Origin of the sequence: Comamonas composti DSM 21721 (genome assembly GCF_000429845.1) — a bacterium.
Classification (GTDB): Bacteria; Pseudomonadota; Gammaproteobacteria; order Burkholderiales; family Burkholderiaceae_C; genus Comamonas; species Comamonas composti.
Genome location: NZ_AUCQ01000006.1, coordinates 203,789 through 228,313, shown reverse-complemented (window position 1 = coordinate 228,313; position 24,525 = coordinate 203,789). Strand labels below are relative to the sequence as shown.

At 62.3% G+C, this 24,525-nt stretch carries 27 protein-coding genes; 25 read left to right on the top strand and 2 right to left on the bottom strand.

The features are described from left to right. Nucleotides 1-277 precede the first annotated feature (277 nt). The 4 genes from G486_RS0106045 (at nt 278) to G486_RS0106030 (ending at nt 3,501) form a co-directional block, all read left to right on the top strand. Nucleotides 278-1,291: an RluA family pseudouridine synthase gene (locus G486_RS0106045; protein ID WP_156919912.1), complete on the top strand. Its 1,014-nt coding sequence runs from the start codon at nt 278-280 to the stop codon at nt 1,289-1,291. Beyond that, the gene (locus tag G486_RS0106040; RefSeq protein WP_027014730.1) at nt 1,288-1,959 is read left to right on the top strand and encodes an HAD family hydrolase; all 672 of its coding nucleotides are present in this window, start codon (nt 1,288-1,290) and stop codon (nt 1,957-1,959) included. Before G486_RS0106045 ends, G486_RS0106040 begins: the two co-directional genes overlap by 4 nt. Nucleotides 1,960-2,087: 128 nt before the next feature. Beyond that, a complete protein-coding gene (locus tag G486_RS0106035) occupies nt 2,088-2,453 on the top strand; it encodes a Rieske (2Fe-2S) protein (RefSeq protein WP_027014729.1) in 366 nt (121 codons plus the stop codon). A 1-nt stretch (nt 2,454) separates the two neighbouring features. Next, nucleotides 2,455-3,501, top strand: coding sequence for a S49 family peptidase (locus G486_RS0106030; RefSeq protein ID WP_027014728.1), 1,047 nt, complete (start codon nt 2,455-2,457; stop codon nt 3,499-3,501). A 298-nt stretch (nt 3,502-3,799) separates the two neighbouring features. On the opposite strand, the gene G486_RS0106025 is transcribed toward G486_RS0106030, so the two are convergent. Further along, nucleotides 3,800-4,576, bottom strand: coding sequence for an SAM-dependent methyltransferase (locus G486_RS0106025; RefSeq protein ID WP_027014727.1), 777 nt, complete (start codon nt 4,574-4,576; stop codon nt 3,800-3,802). After that, nucleotides 4,573-5,172: a Maf family nucleotide pyrophosphatase gene (locus G486_RS0106020; protein WP_027014726.1), complete on the bottom strand. Its 600-nt coding sequence runs from the start codon at nt 5,170-5,172 to the stop codon at nt 4,573-4,575. Before G486_RS0106020 ends, G486_RS0106025 begins: the two co-directional genes overlap by 4 nt. Before the next feature lie 25 nt (nt 5,173-5,197). Between G486_RS0106020 and G486_RS0106015 the strand changes: the two genes are divergently transcribed. The 21 genes from G486_RS0106015 to nagZ all read left to right on the top strand — a co-directional run bounded on the left by G486_RS0106015 (nt 5,198) and on the right by nagZ (nt 24,413). Beyond that, nucleotides 5,198-5,740 carry a YceD family protein gene (locus G486_RS0106015; RefSeq protein WP_027014725.1) on the top strand — a complete coding sequence of 181 codons (543 nt, stop codon included), beginning with the start codon at nt 5,198-5,200 and terminating at the stop codon, nt 5,738-5,740. Nucleotides 5,741-5,953: 213 nt separating this feature from the next. After that, nucleotides 5,954-6,136: a 50S ribosomal protein L32 gene (rpmF, locus tag G486_RS0106010; protein WP_012207072.1), complete on the top strand. Its 183-nt coding sequence runs from the start codon at nt 5,954-5,956 to the stop codon at nt 6,134-6,136. A gap of 123 nt (nt 6,137-6,259) precedes the next feature. Next, nucleotides 6,260-7,300 (top strand): phosphate acyltransferase PlsX, encoded by a 1,041-nt coding sequence (gene plsX, locus G486_RS0106005; protein WP_027014724.1) that lies wholly within the window; start codon nt 6,260-6,262, stop codon nt 7,298-7,300. A gap of 8 nt (nt 7,301-7,308) precedes the next feature. Beyond that, nucleotides 7,309-8,286, top strand: a complete 978-nt coding sequence (locus tag G486_RS0106000; RefSeq protein ID WP_027014723.1) for a beta-ketoacyl-ACP synthase III — start codon at nt 7,309-7,311, stop codon at nt 8,284-8,286. A 50-nt stretch (nt 8,287-8,336) separates the two neighbouring features. Further along, the gene (fabD, locus tag G486_RS0105995) at nt 8,337-9,281 is read left to right on the top strand and encodes an ACP S-malonyltransferase (protein WP_027014722.1); all 945 of its coding nucleotides are present in this window, start codon (nt 8,337-8,339) and stop codon (nt 9,279-9,281) included. After that, the gene (gene fabG, locus G486_RS0105990) at nt 9,278-10,024 is read left to right on the top strand and encodes a 3-oxoacyl-ACP reductase FabG (protein ID WP_027014721.1); all 747 of its coding nucleotides are present in this window, start codon (nt 9,278-9,280) and stop codon (nt 10,022-10,024) included. The genes fabD and fabG overlap by 4 nt, the downstream gene beginning before the upstream one ends. A gap of 142 nt (nt 10,025-10,166) precedes the next feature. After that, complete coding sequence (gene acpP, locus G486_RS0105985) at nt 10,167-10,406, top strand: acyl carrier protein (RefSeq protein ID WP_003058049.1); 240 nt, start codon at nt 10,167-10,169, stop codon at nt 10,404-10,406. Nucleotides 10,407-10,442: 36 nt separating this feature from the next. Next, nucleotides 10,443-11,687 (top strand): beta-ketoacyl-ACP synthase II, encoded by a 1,245-nt coding sequence (gene fabF, locus G486_RS0105980; RefSeq protein WP_027014720.1) that lies wholly within the window; start codon nt 10,443-10,445, stop codon nt 11,685-11,687. Between the two features lie 126 nt (nt 11,688-11,813). Next, complete coding sequence (locus G486_RS21640) at nt 11,814-12,284, top strand: hypothetical protein (protein WP_156919910.1); 471 nt, start codon at nt 11,814-11,816, stop codon at nt 12,282-12,284. 103 nt (nt 12,285-12,387) lie between these two features. Next, on the top strand, nt 12,388-13,017 hold the full coding sequence (rpoE, locus tag G486_RS0105970; RefSeq protein WP_027014719.1) for an RNA polymerase sigma factor RpoE: 630 nt from the start codon (nt 12,388-12,390) through the stop codon (nt 13,015-13,017). A gap of 65 nt (nt 13,018-13,082) precedes the next feature. Beyond that, nucleotides 13,083-13,823: a sigma-E factor negative regulatory protein gene (locus G486_RS0105965; protein ID WP_027014718.1), complete on the top strand. Its 741-nt coding sequence runs from the start codon at nt 13,083-13,085 to the stop codon at nt 13,821-13,823. 284 nt (nt 13,824-14,107) lie between these two features. After that, nucleotides 14,108-15,592, top strand: coding sequence for a DegQ family serine endoprotease (locus G486_RS0105960; protein ID WP_027014717.1), 1,485 nt, complete (start codon nt 14,108-14,110; stop codon nt 15,590-15,592). A gap of 417 nt (nt 15,593-16,009) precedes the next feature. Next, entirely contained in the window at nt 16,010-17,818 is a 1,809-nt protein-coding gene (lepA, locus tag G486_RS0105955; protein WP_027014716.1) for a translation elongation factor 4, read from the top strand. Further along, complete coding sequence (lepB, locus tag G486_RS0105950; protein WP_027014715.1) at nt 17,818-18,795, top strand: signal peptidase I; 978 nt, start codon at nt 17,818-17,820, stop codon at nt 18,793-18,795. The genes lepA and lepB overlap by 1 nt, the downstream gene beginning before the upstream one ends. 54 nt (nt 18,796-18,849) lie before the next feature. Then, nucleotides 18,850-19,212, top strand: a complete 363-nt coding sequence (locus G486_RS0105945) for a DUF4845 domain-containing protein (protein ID WP_027014714.1) — start codon at nt 18,850-18,852, stop codon at nt 19,210-19,212. Further along, a complete protein-coding gene (gene rnc / locus G486_RS0105940; protein ID WP_027014713.1) occupies nt 19,213-19,896 on the top strand; it encodes a ribonuclease III in 684 nt (227 codons plus the stop codon). It begins immediately after the preceding gene. Further along, nucleotides 19,893-20,930 carry a GTPase Era gene (gene era / locus G486_RS0105935; RefSeq protein WP_027014712.1) on the top strand — a complete coding sequence of 346 codons (1,038 nt, stop codon included), beginning with the start codon at nt 19,893-19,895 and terminating at the stop codon, nt 20,928-20,930. Before rnc ends, era begins: the two co-directional genes overlap by 4 nt. A 143-nt stretch (nt 20,931-21,073) precedes the next feature. Further along, nucleotides 21,074-21,841, top strand: a complete 768-nt coding sequence (recO, locus tag G486_RS0105930; RefSeq protein ID WP_027014711.1) for a DNA repair protein RecO — start codon at nt 21,074-21,076, stop codon at nt 21,839-21,841. Then, nucleotides 21,838-22,623, top strand: coding sequence for a pyridoxine 5'-phosphate synthase (locus G486_RS0105925; protein WP_027014710.1), 786 nt, complete (start codon nt 21,838-21,840; stop codon nt 22,621-22,623). Before recO ends, G486_RS0105925 begins: the two co-directional genes overlap by 4 nt. Nucleotides 22,624-22,680: 57 nt before the next feature. Further along, on the top strand, nt 22,681-23,082 hold the full coding sequence (gene acpS, locus G486_RS0105920) for a holo-ACP synthase (RefSeq protein ID WP_027014709.1): 402 nt from the start codon (nt 22,681-22,683) through the stop codon (nt 23,080-23,082). Nucleotides 23,083-23,243: 161 nt separating this feature from the next. Beyond that, nucleotides 23,244-24,413 carry a beta-N-acetylhexosaminidase gene (gene nagZ / locus G486_RS0105915; RefSeq protein WP_027014708.1) on the top strand — a complete coding sequence of 390 codons (1,170 nt, stop codon included), beginning with the start codon at nt 23,244-23,246 and terminating at the stop codon, nt 24,411-24,413. Nucleotides 24,414-24,525 lie beyond the last annotated feature (112 nt).

The window sequence follows — 24,525 nt, the reverse complement described above, 5'->3', positions numbered from 1 at the left end:
CCACAGCCCGATCATCCATGTCCAAAAAATCCACATGTTCGCTTTGATCCGCTGGCAGCCAGAGGCACCGGGCCTCACGTCCTCTGCCAGCTTGAGATTCCGTAATTCAGTGTTTCAATTTGTCAGCCACAACCCGGTACAACACAGACCTTGCAGGTCTTCTCTCCTGCTGTATTACTTGTATGGCGCCGGGTGGCATCGACCTGCCTGTGCGGGGGAAATGGCTGTTTGGACTAAACTCCATGCGAATCAACCACTTACAAAAAGCTCGGCACAGGTGAAACACATTATAGAGGGCAAACCGTCAAAGAACCTGACCCCGAACCCGGCGGCGGCCGTGCGGCTCATCGACGTAGACGCCGACTCGGCCGGACAGCGGCTGGATAATTTTCTCTTGCGCCACCTCAAGGGCGTGCCCAAGACCCATGTCTACCGCATCATCCGCAGCGGCGAGGTGCGCGTGAACAAGGGCCGGGCCAGCGCCGAAACCCGTATCGCCGAAGGCGATGTGGTGCGCGTGCCGCCGGTGCGCATCTCGGACAGGGTGCTGGAAAAGGCCGAGCGTCCTGCGCCGGCCAAGGACTTCCCCTCATTGCTCGAGGACGAGCATCTGATTGCCCTGGTCAAGCCAGCCGGCGTGGCCGTGCATGGGGGCTCGGGCGTGAGCTTTGGCGTGATCGAGCAGTTGCGCCAGGCCAGGCCTCAGTGCCGCTTTCTGGAGCTGGTGCACAGGCTGGATCGCGAGACTTCGGGCATCTTGCTGGTCGCTAAAAAGCGCTCGGCGCTCACGCATCTGCAGGATCAGTTCCGCGAACGCGAGACCGGCAAGACCTATCTGGCCCTGGTCCAGGGCAGTTGGCCTGCGAACAAGAAGGTCATCGACCTGCCGCTGCATAAATATCTGCAGGCCGACGGCGAACGCCGCGTGCGCGTGACCACGGCCGACGACCCCGATGGCATGCGCTCCATCACCCTGGTGCGCGTGCGCTCGACGCTGGCGGCCCGGCCCGAGATCGGGCTGCCAGCCATGAGTCTGCTGGAGGTTACGATCAAGACCGGGCGCACGCACCAGATCCGCGTGCATCTGGCCAGCCAGGGCCATGCCATCGTTGGTGACGACAAATATGGCGACTTCGATCTCAACCGCCGCCTGCAGAAACTGGGCCTCAGGCGCATGTTTCTCCACGCCTGGCGTCTGCAGTTCACGCACCCGGCCAGTGGTGAGCGCAAGGAGCTGCTGGCCGAACTGCCGCAGGAACTTCTGCAATTTCTCGAACCCAAGAATTCATGACTGTTGCTCCGAAATTTCGCCGTTTTGATCTGATCGCCTTCGACTGGGATGGCACCTTGTGGGATTCCACGGCCCTGATCGTCAAATGCATACAGCAGGCCGTGGCCGATGTGGGCGGCCAGCCGCCCAGTGACGAGGCTGCTGCCTACGTGATCGGCATGGCGCTGATGCCTGCCCTGGCCAGGGCAGCGCCCGATATGCCGCCCGAAAAATATCCCGAGCTCGGCAACCGCTACCGCTACCACTTTCTCAAGCACCAGGATGACATCAGCCTGTTTGCAGGCGTGTTGCCCATGCTGCACGAGCTGCGCGAGCGCGGCCATCTGCTGGCCGTGGCCACGGGCAAAAGCCGTCGCGGGCTCAATGATGCGCTGCGCGATCCTCAATTGAAGGGGCTGTTCGACGGCTCGCGCACAGCCGACGAGACCGCAGGCAAGCCCCATCCGCTGATGCTGCAGGAGCTCATGGCTGAATTCGGCGTCGAGCCTGAGCGCCTGCTCATGATTGGCGACACCACGCATGATCTGGAACTGGCCCGCAATGCCGGCTGTGCAAGCCTGGCCGTGACCTATGGCGCGCATGGACGTAAAGGGCTTGAGGCCTTGCAGCCTTTGCATATCTCGGATTCCGTGGCGGATATGCATCAATGGCTGCTGGCTCATGGCTGAGAGCGTGTTCATGATCTCCTCGCGGAGCGCCTGCGTAGAGATGAACACGCTCTGAGACTGCAAACAAGCGTTGTTCGTCATGCGCCTGTCAGTCAAAGCAGGCATGCTGCTCGGTTTTGGCATTTTGAATGCGTGAAGAAATCCTCTTGTGCTCCAGCCAGGATCTGCTTGAAGGCGGCCTGGCCTGGGGCTTTGATGTCGTATATGCGGGGCAGGCCTGCCGTGCATTTGCCATACGCTTCGAAGGGCAGGTCTACGCGTATCTGAATCGCTGCAGCCATGTGGCCATGGAAATGGACTATCAGCCCAACCGATTTTTCGATGACAGCGGACGCTGGCTTTTGTGCGCCACCCATGGCGCAGCCTATGCGCCCGACAGCGGTGCCTGCGCTGGCGGACCCTGCCGTGGCGGGCTGGTCAAAATAGGCCTGAGCGAAAGCCGGGGCCTGGTGCACTGGCATACTGCCCCCAACCTGAAACCTGTCGAGTTCTGAGATGACCTCACCGAATCCCCCGCAAACTCCCGGCTTTCCTCCCAGCCCTCCACCCGGAGGCGATTTGTGGAGCCAGATGACACCAGCCGCGCCTGCGGCCAGCAATGCTTCGGCCTCAGGCTGGGAGCGTGAAGTGCTGGAGAAGCTGGTTTTCGCCACGATTGCCGAGCAGCGCGCAAGCCGCCGCTGGCGCCTGTTTGGCCGCCTGCTGTGGGTCGCCCTGGCGGTGGCGATCTTCTGGGCCTTGATGTTCAAGGATGCGAGCACCACAACCACCACGACGCCGCATACTGCCGTGGTCGAGGTCAAGGGCGAGATCGCCTCGGGGGCGGATGCCAGTGCCGAATCCGTGGTTGCCGCCATGCGCAGTGCTTTCGAGGATGCCGGGGCACGCGCCGTGGTGCTGCTGATCAATTCGCCTGGGGGCAGCCCCGTGCAGGCGGGCATCATCAATGACGAGATCGTGCGTCTCAAGGCCAAGTACAACAAGCCGCTGTATGCCGTGGTCGAAGAGACCTGCGCCTCGGCCGCCTACTACATAGCGGCCGCTGCCGACGAGATCTTTGTGGACAAGGCCAGCATCGTCGGCAGCATTGGTGTGCTCATGGATGGCTTTGGCTTTACCGGCGTCATGGACAAGGTCGGTGTGGAGCGGCGTCTGCTCACGGCCGGGGAGAACAAGGGCTTTCTCGACCCCTTCAGCCCCATGAGCGAGTCCCAGCGCGAGCATGCCCATGAGATGCTTTCGCAAATCCATACCCAGTTCATCAATGTCGTGAAGACCGGCCGTGGTGAGCGCTTGCACGAGACCTCGGAAACCTTCAGCGGCCTGTTCTGGACCGGCCAGCAGGCCGTGGAAATGGGGCTGGCCGACAAGATCGGCAGTCTGGACTATGTGGCGCGCGAAGTCGTCAAGGCCGAGGAGGTCGTGGACTATACGCGTCGTGACAATGTGGCCGAGCGCCTGGCCAAGCGTTTTGGCGCGGCCGTGGGCAGCGCAGCGGTGCAAAGCATGCGTGCCAACACCAGCCTGCCGGCTTTGCGTTGATGCAAAGGAAAAAATGGCTGCAGCGCTTATCTATCAGGCGCTTGCAGCTATTTTTTTATGAGCAAATCCCGCTGCATCGCGAAGCGGGATTTTTTGTGTGCGTCATCCATGGCGCCGGGCCTTGCAAGCAAAGTTATCTGGTATCAATCCTGGAGAGACTGTGTGGCAAGGCCAAGGGCGCGCAGCGTACAAGTCGGCGTGGCTGAACGTCAGAGGCCGCGAGCAAAAGCCGTCCCGCAGTGATGCTGTCGCTCCCCTTCGGAAGAGATCGTAAACACGTTCTTGGCGATTCAGGGGGCTACCTTCCTATCGAGAAAACCGTGGGCACGCGGTTGTCGGGAGGCTCGGGGTTTTGGCGCCACTCGCGCACCAGCTTGCTTTGCAGGCGCGCGCTGGTCAGGCTGATGCCGCTGGCCAGGGCCAGGCGGGTGTTGGGCTGCAAGCTCTGCAGCAGGGCTTGCCACAAGGCCTGGTTGCGGTAGGGCGTTTCGATGAACTGCTGGGTCTGATCCTGGCGCAGGGCCAGGGCCTCGAGTTCCTTGATGCGCTGGCCACGTTCGGCTGGAGCTTGTGGCAGATAGCCCACGAAAGCAAAGCTTTGGCCGTTGAGCCCACTGGCTGCCAGGGCCATGAGCAGGGAGACAGGGCCCACGAGCGGAATGACGGCAACGCCAAGCTCATGCGCGGCACGCACGATGGAGCTTCCGGGATCGGCCACGGCAGGCATGCCGGCTTCGCTGATCAAACCCATGTCATGGCCCAGGAGCAAGGGGGCCAGCAAGGGCTTGGCATCAAAGACGGCGCTGCCCTTGGCGCCGTGGTCGCCCTTTTTGTGTGCTGCACGCGGCAACTCGGTGATCTGCTGGGCCTGCAAGGGCTGGGTCAGCGCATGGATTTCGCCCACGCGTTTGAGATAGGCGCGGCAGCTTTTGGCGTTTTCGCAAATCCAGTGGCCGATACGGGCGGCTTCACGCAGCGTGCCCTGGGGGAGAACTTCGGTGAGTGCGATCTGCTCTTCGCAGCCAAAGTCCAGCGGCGCAGGCACCAGATACAGACGTCCGTGCTTGTTGCTCATGGCAGTATGGCTCCGGCGGCGCGCAGCATCTGGCTGGTGCGAATCAAGGGCAGGCCTATGAGCGCCGTCGGGTCATCGCTGACGATGGCATCCAGCAACGAAATGCCCAGGCCTTCGCTTTTGGCGCTGCCCGCACAGTCATAGGGTTGTTCGGCGCGCAGATAGCGCTCTATCTCGGCGTCGCCGAGCTCCCGAAACCGCACCTGTACCGTGATCACATCGCTTTGCTCGAAGCCCGACTCAAGACAGACCAGGCTGACGGCGGTATGAAAGTTCATCTGCCTTCCGCTCATCAGGCGCAACTGTTCGGTCGCGCGCTCATGGTTGCCGGGCTTGGACAAGGGCAGGCCATCGAGTTCGGGGACCTGGTCCGAACCTATGACCAGAGCCTGCGGGTGCAGGGCTGCGACGGCGCGGGCCTTGGCCAGGGCCAGCCGTGCAGACAGCGCGCGCGGGGCTTCGCCGGGCAGGGGCGTTTCGTCGACTTCGGGCGAGACGGTCTCGAAAGGCAGGCGCAGGCGTTCAAGCAGCTCGCGCCGGTAGCGCGAGGTGGAGCCCAGAATCAGTGTTCGCGAGAAAGGATGTGAATCTTGCATGCCCGGATTCTCTTACACTGCCCCGATGAGCAAGGAATTTAATGCGAGCCGTCTCGATGTACATGCGTTTGCGCAGTCAGCCGGTCATTTGCAGGGACAGGCGCCGCTGGGCGCGCTGCCGCGCCTGGCTGCTGAAGCCCAGGGGGGGGCGGGTGTGCCTGAGGTGCAGTGGCGGGCCGAGGGCGAGCTTCAGGAGCAAACTGGCGGACCGGGCCATGTCTGGCTGCATCTGCAGGCCCAGGCGGTTGTCCCCATGGTGTGTCAGCGCTGCCTGAGCCTGGCGCCTATCTCCCTTGAGGTGGATAGGTCTTTTCGCTTTGTTGCCGATGAGGCCTTGGCCGAAGAAGAGGACAATGACAGCGAAGAGGACGTGCTGGCGTTGAGCCGTGAGTTCAATCTGCTCGAACTTGTGGAGGACGAGTTGTTGATGGAGCTGCCGGTTGTGCCGCGCCATGACAGTTGCCCTGGCGAGCCGCGCATGAGCTCCAGCGACGCCGATTTCGAGCAGGCGAATACCGAAAAGGTCAATCCGTTTGCGGCATTGCGCGAACTTGACTTGAAGAAGTAAGCGTTGCTTGGAGTGGGGCTGCGTCAGTTGCAGGGCCTTGTGGTCCTTTTGCACAATTCGTGCAATGAATTCATCAGTGAAAAGTCACTATCAAGACCTTGGGGGCAGAAAAGGCATTTGCGCTATAATCTGCGGCTTCGCGCGAATCCCCTCGTGTCTTTAATGGGCTGATCGCGTTTTTTACCAACCCTTTCAAGATACACAGGAGCCATCATGGCTGTTCAGCAAAACAAAAAGTCTCCCTCCAAGCGCGGCATGCACCGTTCGCACAATGCACTGAACGTGCCTGGCATCGCCGTGGAGCCCACCACCGGCGAAACCCATCTGCGTCACCACATCAGCCCCAACGGCGTGTACCGTGGCCGCCAGGTTCTGAAGAACAAGTCCGAAGCCTGATCCAGACGGCTTCCATAAAGCCCGCTGCTACAGGCTTGGTAGCGCGGGCTTTTGTTTTTTCGGGCTTTCCCCATCGCTGCATATCTCCACACTCAAGCCAGGCAGCAGGCTTGCCAGTAGTCCATGATCACTTTGGCGATTGACTGCATGGGGGGCGATCACGGCCCCCGTGTGACGCTTGCGGCATGCCGCAAGTTTCTTGACTCTCACTCGGATGCCCGCTTGCTGCTGGTGGGGCAGCCCCTGGCGCTGGCCAATTTCAAGCATGAGCGTGCAACCGTGGTGCCGGCTACGGAGGTCGTCGGCATGGATGATTCGGTTGAAGTGGCGCTGCGCAAGAAAAAAGATTCATCCATGCGTGTGGCCGTGCAGCAGGTCAAGGAAGGCGCGGCGGCTGCGGCAGTCTCGGCCGGAAACACGGGTGCGCTGATGGCGATTTCCCGCTATCTGCTCAAGACGCTAGAGGGCATAGACCGCCCCGCCATCGCCTTTGGCATACCCAATGCCAAGGGCAGTGATACGACCATGCTGGACCTTGGGGCCAACGTGGACTGCACGGCCGAGCATTTGCTGCAATTTGCGGTCATGGGCTCGGCTCTGGTGTCTGCACTCAAGAACACCGAGGCCCCCAAAGTGGGGTTGCTCAACATCGGTGAAGAGCTGATCAAGGGCAGCGAAGTCATTAAGCGTGCGGGTGAGTTGTTGCGTGCAGCGGGCGAGGCAGGGCATTTGAACTTCCACGGCAATGTGGAGGGCAACGATACCTTCAAGGGCGTGGTCGATATCGTGGTGTGTGATGGCTTTGTCGGCAATGTGGCCCTCAAGACCACCGAAGGCGTTGCCTCGATGATTTCAGGCATCCTCAAGGAGGAGTTCAAGCGCAACATCTTCACCAAACTGGCGGCTATCATCTCTTATCCCGTGCTAACTGCCTTGATGAAGCGTGTTGATCACCGGCGCTACAACGGCGCTGCACTGCTCGGCCTCAAGGGGCTGGTGTTCAAAAGCCATGGTTCCGCAGACGCATTGGCTTTTGAGCACGCTTTGAACCGCGCGTATGATGCGGCCCGCAACAACCTGCTAGACCGTGTCCGCACCCGCATCACCGCTGCACTGCCCTTGCTGCTGGCAGCGCAGGCGGAACAAGGAACGGCGGCTTCTTAATACAAAAGATGAGACGCTATTCACGCATCACAGGCACGGGCAGTTATCTGCCGCCGCGCCGCCTCAGCAACGAGGACCTGGCCGCCGAGCTGGCTCAGCGCGGTATAGAGACTTCGGATGAATGGATCGTTGGCCGCACCGGCATCCATGCCCGTCACTTCGCCGCTCCCGATGTGGCCAGCAGCGACTTGGCGCTGGAGGCCTCGAAGAAGGCGATCGAGGCCGCAGGCTGCACGCCCCAGGATATCGATCTGATCATTGTTGCGACCTCGACGCCGGACATGATTTTCCCGTCGACGGCCTGCATCCTGCAAGACAAGCTCGGAGCCCATGGCTGTCCTGCGTTTGATGTGCAGGCCGTGTGCAGCGGTTTCGTCTACGCGCTCACGGTGGCCGATGCCATGATCAAGACGGGTGCGGCTAGTCGTGCCCTGGTCGTGGGGGCCGAGGTGTTCAGCCGCATACTCGATTTCAGCGACCGCACGACCTGCGTGCTGTTCGGCGACGGTGCCGGCGCCGTGGTGCTGCAGGCCTCGGAGCAGCCCGGTATTTTGGCGGCCGATCTGCATGCGGACGGTAAGCATGTGGGGATTCTGTGCGTGCCCGGCAATGTCTCGGGCGGCAATGTGCTGGGTGATCCTTTGCTCAAGATGGATGGTCAGGCCGTGTTCAAGCTGGCCGTGGGCGTGCTCGAAAAAGCTGCACGCGCTACGCTGGACAAGGCTGGTCTCACGGATGCCGATATCGACTGGCTGATTCCCCATCAGGCCAATATCCGCATCATGCAGAGCACGGCCAAGAAGCTCAAGCTGCCCATGGAGAAAGTCATCGTCACCGTGGGCGAGCATGGCAATACCTCGGCGGCTTCCATTCCTTTGGCTCTGGATCATGGCGTGCGCTCGGGTCAGATCCAGCCAGGTCAGACCCTGCTGCTGGAAGGCGTGGGCGGGGGCTTCACCTGGGGCGCCGTGCTCTTGAAGTTGTAGCGCCTGGCGCTTGATGTGTGGGCGCTACAGGCGCTTTTGATTGAGAAACCATGAAGAAATTCGCTTTTGTCTTTCCTGGTCAAGGCTCGCAGTCGGTGGGCATGCTCGATGGCTGGGGTGATCACCCCGTCGTGGTTCAGACCCTGGCCGAGGCTTCCGAAGCGCTGGGAGAAGACCTGGGGCTGCTGATCAAGCAAGGACCCAGGGAAGCTTTGGCCCTGACCACCAATACCCAGCCCGTGATGCTGGTGGCCGGTGTCGCGGCCTGGCGTGTCTGGCGGGCCGAGGGTGGGGCTTTGCCTGATGCTGTGGCAGGACATTCCCTGGGTGAATATTCGGCTCTGGTGGCCTCGGGGGCCTTGACCCTGGCCCAGGCTGCACCGCTGGTGCGCCTGCGTGCAGCGGCCATGCAGGAGGCCGTGCCCGTGGGAACGGGTGCCATGGCGGCCGTGCTGGGGTTGGATGCGGAAAAGGTCAAGGCTGTGTGCGCGCAAGTCACGACACAGCTGGGAGGCTCTGAAGTCGTGGAGGCGGTGAACTTCAATGATCCGGCCCAGACCGTGATTGCGGGCAGCAAGCTGGCCGTGGAGCAGGCCTGCGAAGCGGTGAAGGCCGCAGGCGCCAAGCGCGCCTTGCCCCTGCCTGTATCGGCACCCTTTCACTCCAGCCTGATGAAGCCGGCAGCTGAAAAGCTCAAGGCGGCCTTGGCCGAAACCGTGCTCGCCGTCCCTGAAATTCCTGTGATCAACAACATTGACGTCGCAGTGCAGCAGGATGCCGATGCCATACGCGAAGCCTTGTATCGCCAGGCTTTTGGTCCGGTGCGCTGGGTCGAGTGCGTGCAGGCCATCAAGGGCCTTGGCATACAGCAGTTGGTCGAGTGTGGTCCGGGCAAGGTGCTCATGGGTCTGACCAAGCGTATTGACGCCGACCTGACGGCTGCAGCCCTTTATGACACGGCCACGCTGGCCGACGTGAAACAATTGCTGGCATGACTGAGACGCAAAACACTCCTCTGGTTGCCCTGGTGACCGGGGCTTCGCGCGGCATAGGCGCTGCGATTGCAAGCGAATTGGCCCAGCGCGGCTACAAGGTGGTCGGCACGGCCACCACCGACAGCGGCGCCGAAAAGATCAGCCAGGCCCTGGCTGCATTTCCCGGCTGCCGGGGCGTCAACCTCAATGTCACGGACGGCGCAGCTGTCGAGGCCCTGGTGGAAGAACTTGCCAAGAACGAAGGTGGCCTGCATGTGCTGGTGAACAACGCCGGCATCACGCGTGACCAGTTGTCCATGCGCATGAAGGATGAGGACTGGGATGCGGTGCTGGACACCAATCTCAAGGCCGTATTCCGGGTAAGCCGTGCGGTTATTCGACCCATGATGAAGCAGCGCTTTGGCCGCATCATCAGCATCACCAGCGTGGTTGGCGCATCCGGCAATGCCGGTCAGGCCAACTATGCGGCAGCCAAGGCCGGTGTGGCCGGCATGACGCGTGCTCTGGCCAAGGAGCTGGGCAGCCGCGGCATCACCGTGAACTGCGTGGCCCCGGGCTTTATTGCCACCGACATGACGGCCGAGCTGCCTGAAGAGCAGAAAAAGGCCTTGAAGGCCCAGATCGCCATGGGTGACCTGGGCAAGCCCAGCGACATAGCCCATGCCGTGGCCTATCTGGCCTCTGCGGGAGCAGGCTATGTAACGGGTCAGGAGCTGCACGTCAACGGCGGCATGTATATGTAATTGCAAATTTGGGTGGCATATGCCAGAAGCTGCCCAAGCCTGCAACCCCTAAGGCCGTTTCCTCGCGACGGCCGGCCGAAAAGGGCTCACTGCCCGAACCGGCTAGAATCGCGGGTTCATTCACAACCCCCTGAGGGAAACCATGAGCGATATCGAAGCACGTGTCAAAAAAATCATTGCCGAGCAACTCGGCGTGGAAGAGTCTCAAGTCACCAACGAAAAGGCCTTTGTGGCCGACCTGGGTGCCGACTCCCTGGACACGGTAGAGCTGGTGATGGCCCTGGAAGATGAATTCGGCATCGAGATCCCCGACGAAGACGCGGAAAAGATCACGACGGTGCAAAACGCCATCGACTACGCCAATACCCACCAAAAGGCCTAAGGCCTTATCCCGAGCGATCAGCATAAGGTTTTACGCATGAGCCGTCGTCGCGTTGTCGTGACCGGCCTGGGCTGTATCACTCCCGTGGGTAACACGGTGGAGCAAGCCTGGGCCAATCTTTTGGCCGGTCAGTCCGGTATTGACCTCATCACCAAGTTCGATGCCTCGAACTTTTCCTGCAAGATTGCGGGCGAGGTCAAGGGATTCGATGTGGAGTCCTATATGAGCGCCAAGGATGCGCGCTCCATGGACAGCTTCATCCATTACGGCATCGCGGCTGCGGAGCAAGCCGTGCGGGACGCAGGCCTGCCCATGGGCGAGGCCTTGTCCGAAGACCTTGCTACGCGCATAGGCTGCGTGATCGGCTCGGGTATCGGCGGCTTGCCGCTGATCGAGAACACCCATGCGGAGCTGGCCGCGCGCGGTCCGCGCCGGATTACTCCGTTCTTCGTGCCAGCTTCCATCATCAACATGGTGGCCGGTCATGTCTCCATGCGCTTTGGCTTCAAGGGCCCGAACCTCTCCGTGGTGACGGCCTGCACAACAGGCCTGCACTGCATAGGTGAGGCTGGGCGCCTGATCGAATATGGCGATGCCGACATCATCGTTGCCGGCGGCACCGAAGCCACGGTATCGCCCTTGGGCGTGGGCGGCTTTGCTGCCATGCGTGCGCTGTCCACGCGCAACGACGACCCCAAGACCGCTTCCCGCCCCTGGGACAAGGACCGTGACGGCTTTGTGCTGGGCGAGGGCGCCGGCGTGATGGTGCTCGAGGAGTACGAGCACGCCAAGGCGCGTGGAGCCAAGATTTACGCCGAACTCGGCGGCTACGGCATGAGTGCCGATGCCGGCCACATGACGGCACCCAACATGGACGGCCCGCGCCGCGCCATGCTGGCAGCCCTGCGCAACGCCGGCATCAATGCCGACGAGGTCGATTACCTGAACGCGCATGGCACCTCCACCCCGCTCGGGGATCTCAACGAAACCAATGCCATCAAGGCGGCTTTGGGCGAGCATGCCAAGCGCGTGGTGGTCAGCTCCACCAAGTCCATGACCGGGCACTTGCTGGGTGGCGCTGGTGGCATAGAAAGCATCTTCACGGTGCTGGCTCTGCATCACCAGAAGATTCCTCCGACCATCAACCTGCTCAATCAGGATCCGGAGTGCGATCTGGACTACTGTGCCAACACGGCACGCGATGCCAAGTTGCAGATCGCCGTCAAGAACAACTTCGGCTTTGGCGGCACGAACGGCACCGTGGTGTTCAAGCGCATCTAATGCCTGTTTGCGAGCCGCAACGCGGCTCGTCCAAACTCCCGAACCCGCTTCTCTCCTGGAGAAGGCGGGTTTTTCGCATCTTGGCGGGACTGGGCGCAAGGCTCTGGATTTGCGACACTGGGCTGCATGTCCACACGTGAAGCACCTCCTGCTCTTCGCTATCCGCTCGAACGCCCAAGGGCCTTGGCCAGGCTGCTGTGCGTGCTCTGGCTGGCTGCCGCAGGGCTTCTTCTGTTCTGGGGCTTGCAGCCGGGGGCGGGGCTGGCGCGCCAGTCATCGGGGCTGGTCTTGATTTTGCTTCTGGCCTGGAGCCTGCATCACGGCTGGCAGGGTTTGGCCCGGGGGGCACTGACCTGGGATGGCCGGCAATGGTGGCTGGAGGTCGATGAGCAGGCCAGGCCCGTGCTGCTGCAGGTCTGGGCCGATGGCGGAGCCTGGCTCTGGCTGCAGGCCAATGTTCAAGCCCGGGAGGCCTGGCTCCCCTGGCTCAGGAGCCCGCGCTGGCTGTGGCTGGCGCAGGAGCTCAGCCCCCATCAATGGGGGCCATTGCGGCGTGCGGTATATTTCCCGCCCAGACTTTGCCAGCAGTTGCAATAAAGTAACAAGTACGGTTGCATTGCCCGCAAGGCCCCGGCCATCAGCCTTCTTCAGGTCTGGCCGGCTTTTTGTTTTGACCTGCAGGCCTGCTCGAACCGACTTCATGACATCTAAAGACCTTACGCCTTCCTCTGCCGACAGCGACCTGAGCCTGGTCGAGCGCGCGAATGCAGGGGACATGCGGGCCTTTGAGCTGCTGGTCATCAAATACCAACGCCGCATCGAACGGCTTGTGGGGCGCATGGTGCGTGATGTCGATCTGATTCCGGACATCACCCAGGAAACCTTCATCCGGGCCTATCGCGCGCTGCACCAGTTCCGTGGCGAGGCCCAGTTCTATACCTGGCTCTACCGGATTGCCGTGAATACGGCCAAGAAGGCCTTGCTGGACATGAAGCGCTCGCCGCTGATCACCGAGGCCGCGCTGCATGCTGGGGATGACGATGATGAAACTTCCAGGCCGGGACAGGAACTAATCACCCAGGAAACGCCCGAAACCGTGCTTGCGGCGAAAGAAATCGCCGAGGCGGTGAATGCCGCCATGGAGGCCTTGCCCGAGGATTTGCGCCAGGCTGTGACGCTGCGCGAGATCGAGGGTTTGAGCTACGAGGAAATTGCCACGGCCATGAGCTGTCCCATAGGCACGGTGCGATCGCGCATTTTCCGGGCTCGGGAGGCAATTTCGGTCAAGGTCAAGCCCTTGCTGGAGCGTCAGTCGGGCAAACGCTGGTGACTGGGCGTGGTAGGGCGGTGGATGATTTCAGAGGTGATGTCTCAAATGGACAAGCAGGTGACTCCATGAACGATGAATTGATCAAGCGCGAACTCAGCCGCGAACAATTGTCGGCCCTGGCCGATGGGGAGCTGTCCGAAGCCGAGCTGCAGGCCGTCCTCGGCTATGCGGAAAGCGAGCAGGGTCAGCAGGAATGGCGTCTGTACCACCTGGTGGGCGACGTGCTGCGCTCGCCGGAGCTGGCCCACCACTGCCAAAGCGATGTGCTTGGCGGCGTGCGCGCGGCGCTCGCTAAGGAGGCCCGGCGCCCCGGAGCGGCGCAACTGGCAGCCGCTCCTGAGCTTGAGCAGGTGGCCTGGCCTGAGCGCCTGCATGCCGTGGTCAACGGAGCCGCCGTGCACGATGCGGCCAACGCCTCGGTTTTTCGCTGGAAGATGACGGCGGGCTTTGCCTCGGTGGCCGCCGTGGCGGCCATAGGCTGGAGCGTCATGCTGAGCAGCCCCTCGCCTCAGCAAACCTCGGTGGTGGCGACATTGGATGCGAGTGCAGGCCAGCCCGCCCAGCCTCAAGCCCAGGCCCCCGCTCAAGCCCGGGCTTCTGCAGAGCTGCCCCTGAGCTCGATTGCCCAGTCCTCCTCGGTGGTGGCCGTGGCCAGCCCTTACGGGCAAAGCGTGATGTTGCGCGATCCCCGCCTCGACGAGCTGCTGGCTGCCCAGCCTGAGTTCAACGGCCCGGCCACCTTGCAAATGCCGGCCAGCTTTCTGCGAAACGCCAACTTTGCTGCTTCGCGCGCATCCAGGCCCTGAAAATACATGAGCGCCTAGCGCTTGCTCCATCTTGGTTTCAAGATTATTCATGCATGAAACCCTTGAATAGCAAGCGCTAGCAGCTATCTTTCAAGGAGCTGCGCTGTTCTTGCGAGCCAGGCAGAAAATGCTGCCACAAGGCTGAGAACCGGGAACTCGCAGCCCGCAATGTCTTCTCAAACACGAATGCCTCATGGGCTGGGCCAGAATGCAGGCCAAGCCCTTGTGCATGCACCCGGCCCTGGCTGCAGGTGCAATCAACAACAGACATGGAAAGGATGATCATGACCACAGTTGCAAGCAAGATGCCCAGGCTGCAGGTCCTTGCGCTGGCCCTGGGGGCCTGCGGGGCCTTGCTGCTTCCCATAGGGGCAGCCCAGGCGCAGCCCCAGGCTGCCGCACCCGCTGCGAGCATGGTGCGCGGCCTGCCCGACTTCACGGACCTGGTGGAGCAGGTCGGGCCCTCGGTGGTCAACATCCGGACGCTGGAGAAGGTCACTCCCAATGCAGGTTCTGCCCTGGGCATGGATGAAGACATGCTGGAGTTCTTTCGCCGCTTCGGCCTGCCGGTGCCGAATATGCCGCGTCGAGGCGCTCCGCGCCAGCAGCAGCCCGAAGCTGAGGAGCAGCCGCGTGGTGTGGGTTCGGGCTTTGTCCTCACGGCCGATGGCTATGTGATGACCAATGCCCATGTGGTCGAAGGTGCTGACGAGGTCATCGTCACGCTCACCGACAAGCGTGAATTCAAGGCCAAGATTGTGGGCAGCGACAAGCGCACCGATGTGGCCGTGGTCAAGATCGATGCCAAGGGCCTGCCTGCGGTGAAGATCGGCGATGTCAACCGCCTCAAGGTCGGTGAATGGGTGATGGCCATTGGTTCTCCGTTCGGGCTGGAGAATTCGGTCACGGCCGGCATCGTCAGCGCCAAACAGCGTGATACGGGCGACTATCTGCCCTTCATCCAGACCGATGTGGCCATCAATCCCGGCAACTCGGGAGGCCCGCTGATCAATATGCGCGGCGAGGTCGTGGGCATCAACAGCCAGATTTATTCGCGCTCGGGCGGCTTCATGGGCATCAGCTTTGCGATCCCCATGGACGAGGCCGTGCGCGTGAGCGATCAGCTGCGCGCCACGGGCAAGGTCACGCGTGGACGCATCGGCGTGCAAGTCGGCCCCGTGACCAAGGAGGTCGCCGAATCCATTGGGCTGGGCAAGTCCCAGGGCGCGCTGGTCTCGGCCGTGGAGGCCGACTCGCCCGCGTCCAAGGCCGGTGTCGAGCCCGGTGACGTGATCATCAAGTTCGACGGGCGCGCGATCGACAAGGTTGCCGATCTGCCGCGCCTGGTGGGCAATACCAAGCCTGGCACGCGCAGCACGCTGACCGTGTTCCGCAGGGGCGCCTCCAAGGACCTGACCATGGTCATCGGCGAGGTCGAGCCCGATGACGCCCAGCAGGCCAAGGCCGATGGCGACAAGAGCAAGAGCCTGGAGGCCAAACCCCTGGGCCTGACCCTGGGCGAGCTCACGACGGCGCAGAAGAAGGAGCTGGGCATCAAGGGCGGCGTGGTCATCGTGAACGCCGCCGATGCCGCAGCCCGTGCCGGCCTGCGCGAGGGCGATGTGATCCTGCAACTGGCCAACATCGAAGTCACCAGCCTCAAGAGCTTTGAAGCAGCCTGGGCCAAGGCCGACAAGTCCAAGCCCGTGAACCTTTTGGTGCGCCGTGGCGAATGGACCCAGTACGTGCTGGTGCGTCCCAGCCGCTGACAAAGCGCCTGCCTGCCTGGCGTGGTGGCCAATACCCATGGCTGCCATGCCGGAGCGGGCTCTTGAGGGGCGGCATTGGGTAGAATGCCTCGCTAATGTGTGACGTTATGACGCGTCAGAAACCGGTTAGGTCAGGACTTCCTGCAGTGCAAAACGTAGCCCGATTCAGCGAGCGGCAGACGAAAAACTGCTGATTCAATCTGTTGATAAGCTGTGGATTCCTGGCTTTCGGGCGTGGTGAAAAAGCCTTGAGGGCCTTGATCGGGCTTGGTTTTGGGCCCAATTTGCCTACAATAAAGACCCAACTATCGCAGTTGCCAGAGATTGTTGGTTCGGGGCGCGTCATTCGTGGACGCGCCCTTTTTTCTTGTGCGTCCGCTGCGTCCATTTCACTTTTACTGAACGACTTTCTCGTTGATGAAGCACATCAGAAATTTTTCCATCATTGCGCATATCGACCATGGGAAATCGACCCTGGCCGATAGGCTGATCCAGCGCTGCGGCGGCCTGGCCGATCGTGACATGGAGGCCCAGGTGCTGGACTCGATGGACATCGAGAAGGAGCGCGGCATCACCATCAAGGCCCAGACTGCGGCCCTGCAGTACAAGGCCAAGGACGGCAAGGTCTACAACCTCAACCTCATCGACACTCCGGGCCACGTGGACTTCTCGTATGAAGTCAGCCGCTCACTCTCGGCTTGCGAAGGCGCCTTGCTGGTCGTCGATGCCTCGCAAGGCGTCGAGGCCCAGACCGTGGCCAATTGCTATACGGCTCTGGATCTGGGCGTGGAAGTCATGGCCGTGCTCAACAAGATGGATCTGCCCCAGGCCGATCCCGACAACGCCAAGGCCGAGATCGAGGACGTGATCGGCATCGATGCCAGCGACGCCATTCCCTGCTCGGCCAAGACCGGCATGGGCATCGACGAGATCCTCGAGGCCGTGGTCGCCAAGGTGCCGCCACCCGAGGGCGACCCCGAAGGCCCGCTGCGCGCCATGATCATCGACAGCTGGTTCGATCCCTATGTGGGCGTGGTCATGCTGGTGCGCATCAAGGACGGCGAGCTCAAGAAGGGCGAGCGCTTCAAGATGATGGCCACGGGCGCGGCCTACGAGGCCAACAACCTGGGCGTGTTCACACCGGCCAACCTGCCGCGCGAATCCCTGAAGGCCGGCGAGGTCGGCTACATCATCGCGGGTATCAAGGAGCTCAAGGCGGCCAAGGTCGGCGACACCATCACGCTGGAGAAAAAGCTGCCCAACAATGCCGGGCCGGCCAGCACGGCCCTGCCGGGCTTCAAGGAAATCAAGCCTCAGGTGTTCGCAGGTCTGTATCCCACCGAGGCCTCGGAATACGACCAGTTGCGCGATGCGCTCGAGAAGCTGCAACTCAACGACTCCTCACTGCAGTTCGAGCCCGAGGTGTCGCAGGCTCTGGGCTTTGGCTTTCGCTGCGGCTTCCTGGGCCTGCTGCACATGGAAATCGTGCAGGAGCGCTTGGAGCGTGAGTTCGACCAGGACCTGATCACGACCGCCCCCAGCGTGGTCTATGAAGTGATCAAGGGCGACGGCGAGCTCATCGACGTGGAAAACCCCTCCAAGATGCCCGATGTGGGGCGCATACAGGAAATCCGCGAGCCCATCGTCGTGGTGCACCTGTACATGCCCCAGGACTATGTGGGGCCGGTGATGACGCTGGCCAACCAGAAGCGCGGCGTGCAGATCAACATGGCCTACCACGGCCGCCAGGTCATGCTGACCTACGAAATGCCCCTGGGCGAGATCGTGCTGGATTTCTTCGACAAGCTCAAGTCGGTCTCGCGCGGCTATGCCTCCATGGACTACGAGTTCAAGGAGTACCGTGCCTCCGATGTGGTCAAGGTCGACATCCTGCTCAACGGCGAGAAGGTCGATGCCCTGTCCATCATCGTCCACCGCTCGCAGGCCACCTACCGGGGCCGGGCCGTGGTTGCCAAGATGCGCGAGATCATCAGCCGCCAGATGTTCGATGTGGCCATACAGGCGGCGATTGGCGCCAACATCATTGCGCGCGAAACCGTCAAGGCCATGCGCAAGAACGTGCTCGCCAAGTGCTATGGCGGCGACGTGTCGCGCAAGCGCAAGCTGCTGGAAAAGCAAAAGGCCGGCAAGAAGCGCATGAAGCAGATCGGTTCGGTGGAAGTTCCGCAAGAGGCCTTCCTGGCCATCCTGCAAGTGGAGGACTGATGCAAGCAATGCAATGGATTACGGCGGCCGTGCTGGCCGCGTTCGTGGGATACATCGGCGCCTGGTACATGGGAGCCATGGACGGCAACTTCGCCTTGCTGCTGTTCCTGGCCACCGTGGTCACGGGCGGCTACTGGATTGCCGAGCGCCTGTATTTCCTGCCTCGCCGGCGCCAGGCCGCCGAGGCCCTGGAGCAGGCAGCTGTTGCACGCCGTGCCGAACTCGACCATCAGGGCATTGCCAAGATCGACATCGAGGTGTCGGAGCAGGCCAAGGCCAGCATCCTCATGCAGCCCTGGTGGCTGGACTGGACGGCGGGCCTGTTTCCCGTGATCGCCGTGGTCTTTCTGCTGCGCTCGTTCTTGTTCGAGCCCTTCAAGATTCCCTCGGGCTCCATGATTCCCACGCTGCTGGTCGGTGACCTGATCCTGGTGAACAAGTTCACCTATGGCGTGCGTCTGCCTGTGATCAACAAGAAAGTGGTCGATCTGGGAAGTCCCGAGCGCGGCGATGTGATGGTGTTTCGCTATCCGCCCCAGCCCAGCCTGGACTACATCAAGCGCGTGATCGGTGTCCCCGGCGATGAAGTCGCCTATCTGAACAAGCGCCTGACGATCAACGGCCAGCCCGTTGCCGCAAGCGAGCTGCCCGATTTCCTGGACCGCGACGTGATGGCCTACTTCAAGCAATTTGAAGAAAAGCTCGGCGACAAGCCGCATCGCATGATCATCAATCCTGGCGCTCCGGCCTTTGTGCAGGGTGCTGGCGACTTTGCATTCAAGGATCACTGCCGCTACAGCGTGGAGGGCGTGAGCTGCAAGGTGCCCGAAGGACATTACTTCGTCATGGGCGACAACCGCGACAACTCGCTGGACTCGCGCTACTGGGGCTTTGTGCCCGACGAGAACATCGTCGGCAAGGCCTTCTTCGTCTGGATGAACTTTGGTGATTTCAGCCGCATCGGCGGCTTCAAGTAAAACCAGGGGCCGGCCAGGCCGGCTTGCAAGCCAACCCATAGGAGGAGAAGAAACATGAAAGCTTTGACTGCTAGACGTTCGCGTCAGCGTGGACTGTCCTTTCTGGGACTGGTGTTTATGGTCGCCCTTGGTGTGTGCGTGATCGCGGTTGGCGCAAAATCGCTGCCGGTCTTTCTCGAATATCAGGCCATCACCAAGGCCGTCAAGAAGGCCGAGGCCGAAGGCGGCTCGGTGGTCGATGTGCGCAATGTCTTTGATCGCGCAGCCGCGATTGACGACATCAGTTCCATCTCGGGCGCGGACCTGATCGTGACCAAGGTCAATGAGCGTGTGAAAGTGGGCTTTGAATACACGCGCGAGATTCCCCTGGTAGGCCCGGCCTACCTGCTATACCGTTTCAAGAAACAGGCCTCATAGGTGCATGAACTTTTGAATGCTTTGCAGCAAAGGCTGCAGCATGTATTTGCCAACCCGGCCTTGCTGCAGCGTGCGGTCACACACCGCAGCTTTTCAGCGGACAACAACGAGCGCCTGGAGTTTCTCGGCGACTCCGTGCTCAATCTCTCCATCTCCAGTCTGCTCTATGAGCGCCTGGCCACGCTGCCCGAAGGCGACCTCTCGCGCGTGAGGGCGAACCTGGTCCGGGAGGAGACACTGCACCAGATTGCGCTCGGGCTGCGACTGCCCGATTTGCTGCGCCTGGGTGAGGGCGAGGCCAAGTCCGGCGGCCGCCAGCGCCCCTCCATCCTGGCCGATGCTCTGGAGGCCGTGATTGGCGCGGTCTACCTCGATGCCGGCTTTGTCGCAGGCCAGGCCGTGGTGCGGCATTTGTTCGAAGGCATAGACATCAGCCCCCAGATGCGTGCTGCCGAAAAAGATCCCAAGACGGCCTTGCAGGAATGGCTGCAGGGCCGGCGCATGAAGCTGCCCCAATACCTGGTGACGGGAATCACGGGAGTGGCTCACAAGCAGTGCTTTGAAGTCGAATGCGTGATTGCCGAACTCAAGCTCTCGGCCAGGGGGCAGGGCGGTTCGCGCCGTGCGGCCGAGCAGGCCGCTGCTGCAGCCATGCTGCAAACACTCAAGACAAGACAGAAATGAACCAAGACAAGCCTTCGGCGCCGGCCCAGACCGCTGCCGACATCGATGCCATGCTGACTGCGGCCAAGCCCGGAGCCGCGTCCGCACGTACCGACGCCCAGCAGTCGCGTGCCAGCGACAAGGCCCTGCCCGTCACCGGCCCCCAGCGCTGCGGCCTGATCGCCATCGTGGGCAAGCCCAATGTGGGCAAGTCCACGCTGATGAATGCGCTCGTGGGTCAGAAGATCTCCATCACCTCGCGCAAGGCCCAGACCACACGCCACCGCATCACGGGCATACGCACGCGCGCTGCCACGCAGTTCGTGTTCGTGGACACGCCGGGATTCCAGACCAAGCATTCCACCGCGCTCAACAAGTCGCTGAACAAGACCGTGATGGGCGCCATAGGTGATGTGGACCTGATCTTGTTCGTGGTCGAGGCCGGCCAGTTCACGCTGGCCGATGCCAAGGTCCTGAGCCTGTTCAAGCCCGGCATACCGACGCTGCTGATCGCCAACAAGCTCGACCAGGTGGGGCGCCGCGCCGAGATCGCGCCGTGGCTCAAGAGCATGCAGGAGCGCCACCCGTTCGCCGAATTCGTGCCCATGTCGGCCAAGAGCAAGAGCGACATAGAGCGGCTCTTCGGCATCTGCGAGAAATACCTGCCCGAGCAGCCCTGGTTCTACGGCGAGGACGAGCTCACCGACCGCAGCGAGAAATTCCTGGCCTCCGAGACCGTGCGCGAGAAACTCTTTCGCTTCACGGGCGATGAACTGCCCTATACCTCCACGGTGGTCATAGACAAGTTCGAGGAAGAGCCCAGCAAGCAGTACAAGCGCTTCATGCGCGTGGCGGCCACCATCGTCGTCGAGCGCGACGGCCACAAGGCCATGGTGATCGGCGAGAAGGGCGAGCGCTTGAAGCGCATCAGCACCGAGGCCCGTCAGGAGCTTGAGAAGCTGCTGGATGCCAAGGTGTTTCTGGAAGTCTGGGTCAAGGTGAGATCGGGGTGGGCTGATGACGAGGCCCGCGTCAAGTCCTTCGGCTATGAATAAAGGCCCCCACGCTTGCTCACTGCGTGTAGCCGCTGCCCCCAAGGGGGCCCCGACCGGCTGCGCCGAGTTTCGCCTTGGGGCGGCCCGGCGGCGAAACGGTTGCAGCAAGTGATTGCGCTCGTTTGACCACAAGATAGGAAAACGTGGCGACCAAGCGCGTCAGCGACGAGCCGGCCTATGTGCTGCACAGCTATGACTGGAGCGAGTCCAGTCTGATCCTCGAGGTCTTCACGCGCCATCGCGGGCGTGTGGTGCTGGCGGCCAAGGGGGTGAAGCGGCCCACCTCCAACTTCCGTCCCGTGCTGCTGCCGCTGCAGCCCCTGCGGCTCAACTACACCTCGGGGGGCGAAGGGCATGCCGAAGTCCATACGCTCAAGGGTGCGGAGTGGGTGGGCGGCCATGTCATGCCTTCGGGCGATGCGCTGCTCTCGGGCCTGTACCTCAATGAGCTGCTCATGCGCCTGCTGGCGCGTGACGATCCCTATGCCCAGTTGTTCGACATCTACGCGGGCGTGGTGCGCGTGCTTGCCGGCCAGCATGGTGAGGCGCTGGAGCCCGTGCTGCGCAGCTTCGAGCTGCTGCTGCTGCGCGAGCTGGGCCTGTTGCCCGCACTCGATGCGCAAAGCGCCACGCTGTCGGCACTCGACCCTGGCCAGCGCTATGCGCTGGTGGCCGAGGCCGGCCTGCGCGAGGCCCAGCCCGGCGAGCGTGCCGCGCTCAGCGGCCAGCAGTGGTGCGCCATCGAAAGCGGCCTGCAGCAGCGCCAGGCCTTCGTGTCCACGCTGCAGATCCTGGCCCAGTCCGAGATGAACCAGGTATTGAAGCCCCTGCTCAGGGCGCTGCTGCAATACCATTGCGGCAGCCCCTTGCTGCGCACCCGCCAGCTCATGATGGATTTGCAATCGCTATGAACCAAGCCCCCACCTCTGCTGCACAGCGCACGGCCCTGTCGGTCAACGTCAACAAGGTTGCGCTGCTGCGCAACACGCGCCACCTGGGCATACCCAGCGTGACGCGTGCCGCACGCATCTGCCTGGAAGCCGGCGCCCAGGGCATCACCATTCACCCGCGCCCCGACGGGCGCCACATCCGTGCCGAGGATGTGGGCGAGCTGCACGCGCTCATGCAGCAGTGGCCTGCGGCCGAGTTCAACATCGAGGGCAATCCCACGCAGAACCTCATGGACTTCATCCGCCAGACACGTCCGCACCAGGCCACCTTTGTGCCTGACAGCGAGGACCAGTTCACCAGCGATCATGGCTGGAGCTTTCCGCAGGATGCCGAGCACCTGCGCCCTTTGATCGCCGAGTGCAGGCAACTGGGCGTGCGCGTGAGCCTGTTCATGGATCCCATCCCCGAACAAATGGCCGCTGCCAGGGCCGTGGGCGCCGACCGCGTGGAGCTCTATACCGAGCCCTATGCCGCAGCCTGGGGCCAGCCCGCGCAGGAGCAGCAACTCCAGGCCTATGCGGCCGCAGCCCGTGCTGCCTGGGATGCGGGGCTGGGCATCAACGCCGGCCATGACCTCAATCGCGACAACCTTGCGGACTTCGTGGCGCGCGTGCCCGGCCTGCTCGAAGTCTCCATAGGCCACGCCTTGATCGCCGATGCGCTGGAGCTCGGCTATGCCGAGACCGTGCGCGCCTATCAGCACTGCATAGACCAGGGCATGGTCTTGCGCAGGAACTCCTGAAACAGGAGCTGCTAGCGCTTTATCCATGGGCGCTACAGCCACTTTTAAGGCTGAATCATGATCTACGGCATAGGCACCGATATCTGTGACATACGCCGCGTCGCCAAGAGCCTGGAGCGTCATGGCGAGCGCTTTGCCGAAAAGGTGCTGGCCGAAGGCGAGCTCATCACCTGGCGCGCACGCAGCGCGCGCTGGCCTGCGCGCGGCCTGCGCTTTCTGGCCACACGCTTTTCGGCCAAGGAGGCGTTCTCCAAGGCCATAGGCATGGGCATGGTCATGCCCATGACCTGGCGCAGCTGCGAAGTCATCAAGCTGCCTAGCGGCCAGCCCAGCCTGGTTCTGCATGGCGAGCTCAAGACCTGGTTCGAGCAGCGCGGCCTGCGCGCGCATCTGACGATCACCGACGAATCCGACTACGCGGCCAGCTTCTGCGTAGTGGAGAAAACTTCCCCCCCCTGAGTCGCCTTCGGCGCCCTCCCCTGAAAGAGGGAAACAAGGGGACGGCAACCTTGGCTGCGGGGCGGCCCTTGCTGGCTGCCTCTGGCAGGGGCCGTGCAGTGCTTGCGCTGCACCAATTTCACCAGGCTTTAAGCTAAGCCATCTGTTTTTTGAAAGCATTTATGCGCCTGCACGCCCCCTTGATCATCGACATTGCCGGTACCGCCCTGACCGATGTGGACCGTGCCCGGCTGGCCCATCCGCTGGTGGGCGGCATTATTTTGTTCAAGCGCAACTGGGCCGACCGTGCGGCCCTGGTGCAGCTGTGCGCCGACATCAAGGCCGTGCAGCCCGACTTGCTGATCTGCGTGGACCATGAAGGCGGGCGCGTGCAGCGCTTTCGCACCGATGGCTTCACCCATATCCCGCCCATGCGCGCCCTGGGCGAGATGTGGATGGATGACGGCAAGGGCAAAAAATACCGCGAAGGCGCGGGTGCCATGCGCGCCATGAATGCGGCCACAGCGGCCGGCTATGTGCTGGGCACAGAATTGCGCGCCTGCGGCGTGGACTTCAGCTTCACGCCGGTGCTGGATCTCGATTACTCGGATCTGGCCCCCACGCCAGCGCAGGCGCTGGCTGCCCCCCAAGGGGGCCCGGGAAGCTTGGGGCGGCCCAGCGCTTCCCGGAGCTCCGTCATCGGCGACCGCAGCTTTCACCGTGACCCGCGCGTGGTGGCCGCGCTGGCCAAGAGCCTGATGCATGGCCTGCTGCAAACCGGCATGGGAAATTGTGGCAAGCATTTCCCGGGTCACGGCTTTGTGCAGGCCGACTCGCACGTGGACATTCCGGTCGACAAGCGCAGCCTCAAGGCCATTCTGGATGAAGACGCTGCGCCGTATCCCTGGCTGTCCAGCGTGCTCACCGCCGTGATGCCGGCCCATGTGATCTACCCCAAGGTGGATGCCCGCCCCGCAGGCTTCAGCGAAAAATGGCTCAAAGACATTCTGCGCGGCCGCCTGCGCTATGACGGCGCCATCTTCAGCGACGATCTGAGCATGGAGGGGGCACGCCGCATCAATGGCCAGCTCATCAGCTACACCGAGGCCGCGCTGCAGGCCTTGAACGCCGGCTGCGACATGGTGCTGCTGTGCAACCAGAGCCTGGGTTTTGGCGAGCATGTGGACCAGTTGCTCGACGGCATGGACGCTGCGCTGCGTGATGGCCGCTGGGTGCCGGACGAAGACTCCGAATCCCGTCGCCTGGCCCTGCTGCCCGATACCGTGCCCCAGGCCTGGGACGATTTGATGCGCCAGCCTGCGTACCTGCAGGCGCTGGATCTGCTGCCTTGATCGGTGCGGCTCGGGGCGAAGCACGTTTTTTTCATTAGCAAGGAAAATTTTCTTCGTTCCCGGCATTCCGCAAGATTCCTAGACTGGCCTTCATTTCCTGTTGCACGCCGCA

Excerpts from the sequence above, each read along its gene's own strand:
- G486_RS0106020 (WP_027014726.1), bottom strand. The coding sequence starts at position 5,172 with ATGCAAGATTCACATCCTTTCTCGCGAACACTGATTCTGGGCTCCACC.
- plsX (WP_027014724.1), top strand. The coding sequence starts at position 6,260 with ATGATCACTTTGGCGATTGACTGCATGGGGGGCGATCACGGCCCCCGT.
- era (WP_027014712.1), top strand. The coding sequence starts at position 19,893 with ATGAACCAAGACAAGCCTTCGGCGCCGGCCCAGACCGCTGCCGACATC.
- rpmF (WP_012207072.1), top strand. The coding sequence starts at position 5,954 with ATGGCTGTTCAGCAAAACAAAAAGTCTCCCTCCAAGCGCGGCATGCAC.
- G486_RS0105925 (WP_027014710.1), top strand. The coding sequence starts at position 21,838 with ATGAACCAAGCCCCCACCTCTGCTGCACAGCGCACGGCCCTGTCGGTC.
- G486_RS0105945 (WP_027014714.1), top strand. The coding sequence starts at position 18,850 with ATGAAAGCTTTGACTGCTAGACGTTCGCGTCAGCGTGGACTGTCCTTT.
- acpP (WP_003058049.1), top strand. The coding sequence starts at position 10,167 with ATGAGCGATATCGAAGCACGTGTCAAAAAAATCATTGCCGAGCAACTC.
- G486_RS0105965 (WP_027014718.1), top strand. The coding sequence starts at position 13,083 with ATGAACGATGAATTGATCAAGCGCGAACTCAGCCGCGAACAATTGTCG.
- fabG (WP_027014721.1), top strand. The coding sequence starts at position 9,278 with ATGACTGAGACGCAAAACACTCCTCTGGTTGCCCTGGTGACCGGGGCT.
- lepA (WP_027014716.1), top strand. The coding sequence starts at position 16,010 with ATGAAGCACATCAGAAATTTTTCCATCATTGCGCATATCGACCATGGG.
- G486_RS0106040 (WP_027014730.1), top strand. The coding sequence starts at position 1,288 with ATGACTGTTGCTCCGAAATTTCGCCGTTTTGATCTGATCGCCTTCGAC.
- fabF (WP_027014720.1), top strand. The coding sequence starts at position 10,443 with ATGAGCCGTCGTCGCGTTGTCGTGACCGGCCTGGGCTGTATCACTCCC.
- G486_RS0106035 (WP_027014729.1), top strand. The coding sequence starts at position 2,088 with ATGCGTGAAGAAATCCTCTTGTGCTCCAGCCAGGATCTGCTTGAAGGC.
- rpoE (WP_027014719.1), top strand. The coding sequence starts at position 12,388 with ATGACATCTAAAGACCTTACGCCTTCCTCTGCCGACAGCGACCTGAGC.
- G486_RS0106015 (WP_027014725.1), top strand. The coding sequence starts at position 5,198 with ATGAGCAAGGAATTTAATGCGAGCCGTCTCGATGTACATGCGTTTGCG.
- acpS (WP_027014709.1), top strand. The coding sequence starts at position 22,681 with ATGATCTACGGCATAGGCACCGATATCTGTGACATACGCCGCGTCGCC.
- G486_RS0106030 (WP_027014728.1), top strand. The coding sequence starts at position 2,455 with ATGACCTCACCGAATCCCCCGCAAACTCCCGGCTTTCCTCCCAGCCCT.
- lepB (WP_027014715.1), top strand. The coding sequence starts at position 17,818 with ATGCAAGCAATGCAATGGATTACGGCGGCCGTGCTGGCCGCGTTCGTG.
- nagZ (WP_027014708.1), top strand. The coding sequence starts at position 23,244 with ATGCGCCTGCACGCCCCCTTGATCATCGACATTGCCGGTACCGCCCTG.
- G486_RS21640 (WP_156919910.1), top strand. The coding sequence starts at position 11,814 with ATGTCCACACGTGAAGCACCTCCTGCTCTTCGCTATCCGCTCGAACGC.
- G486_RS0105960 (WP_027014717.1), top strand. The coding sequence starts at position 14,108 with ATGACCACAGTTGCAAGCAAGATGCCCAGGCTGCAGGTCCTTGCGCTG.
- G486_RS0106025 (WP_027014727.1), bottom strand. The coding sequence starts at position 4,576 with ATGAGCAACAAGCACGGACGTCTGTATCTGGTGCCTGCGCCGCTGGAC.
- G486_RS0106000 (WP_027014723.1), top strand. The coding sequence starts at position 7,309 with ATGAGACGCTATTCACGCATCACAGGCACGGGCAGTTATCTGCCGCCG.
- fabD (WP_027014722.1), top strand. The coding sequence starts at position 8,337 with ATGAAGAAATTCGCTTTTGTCTTTCCTGGTCAAGGCTCGCAGTCGGTG.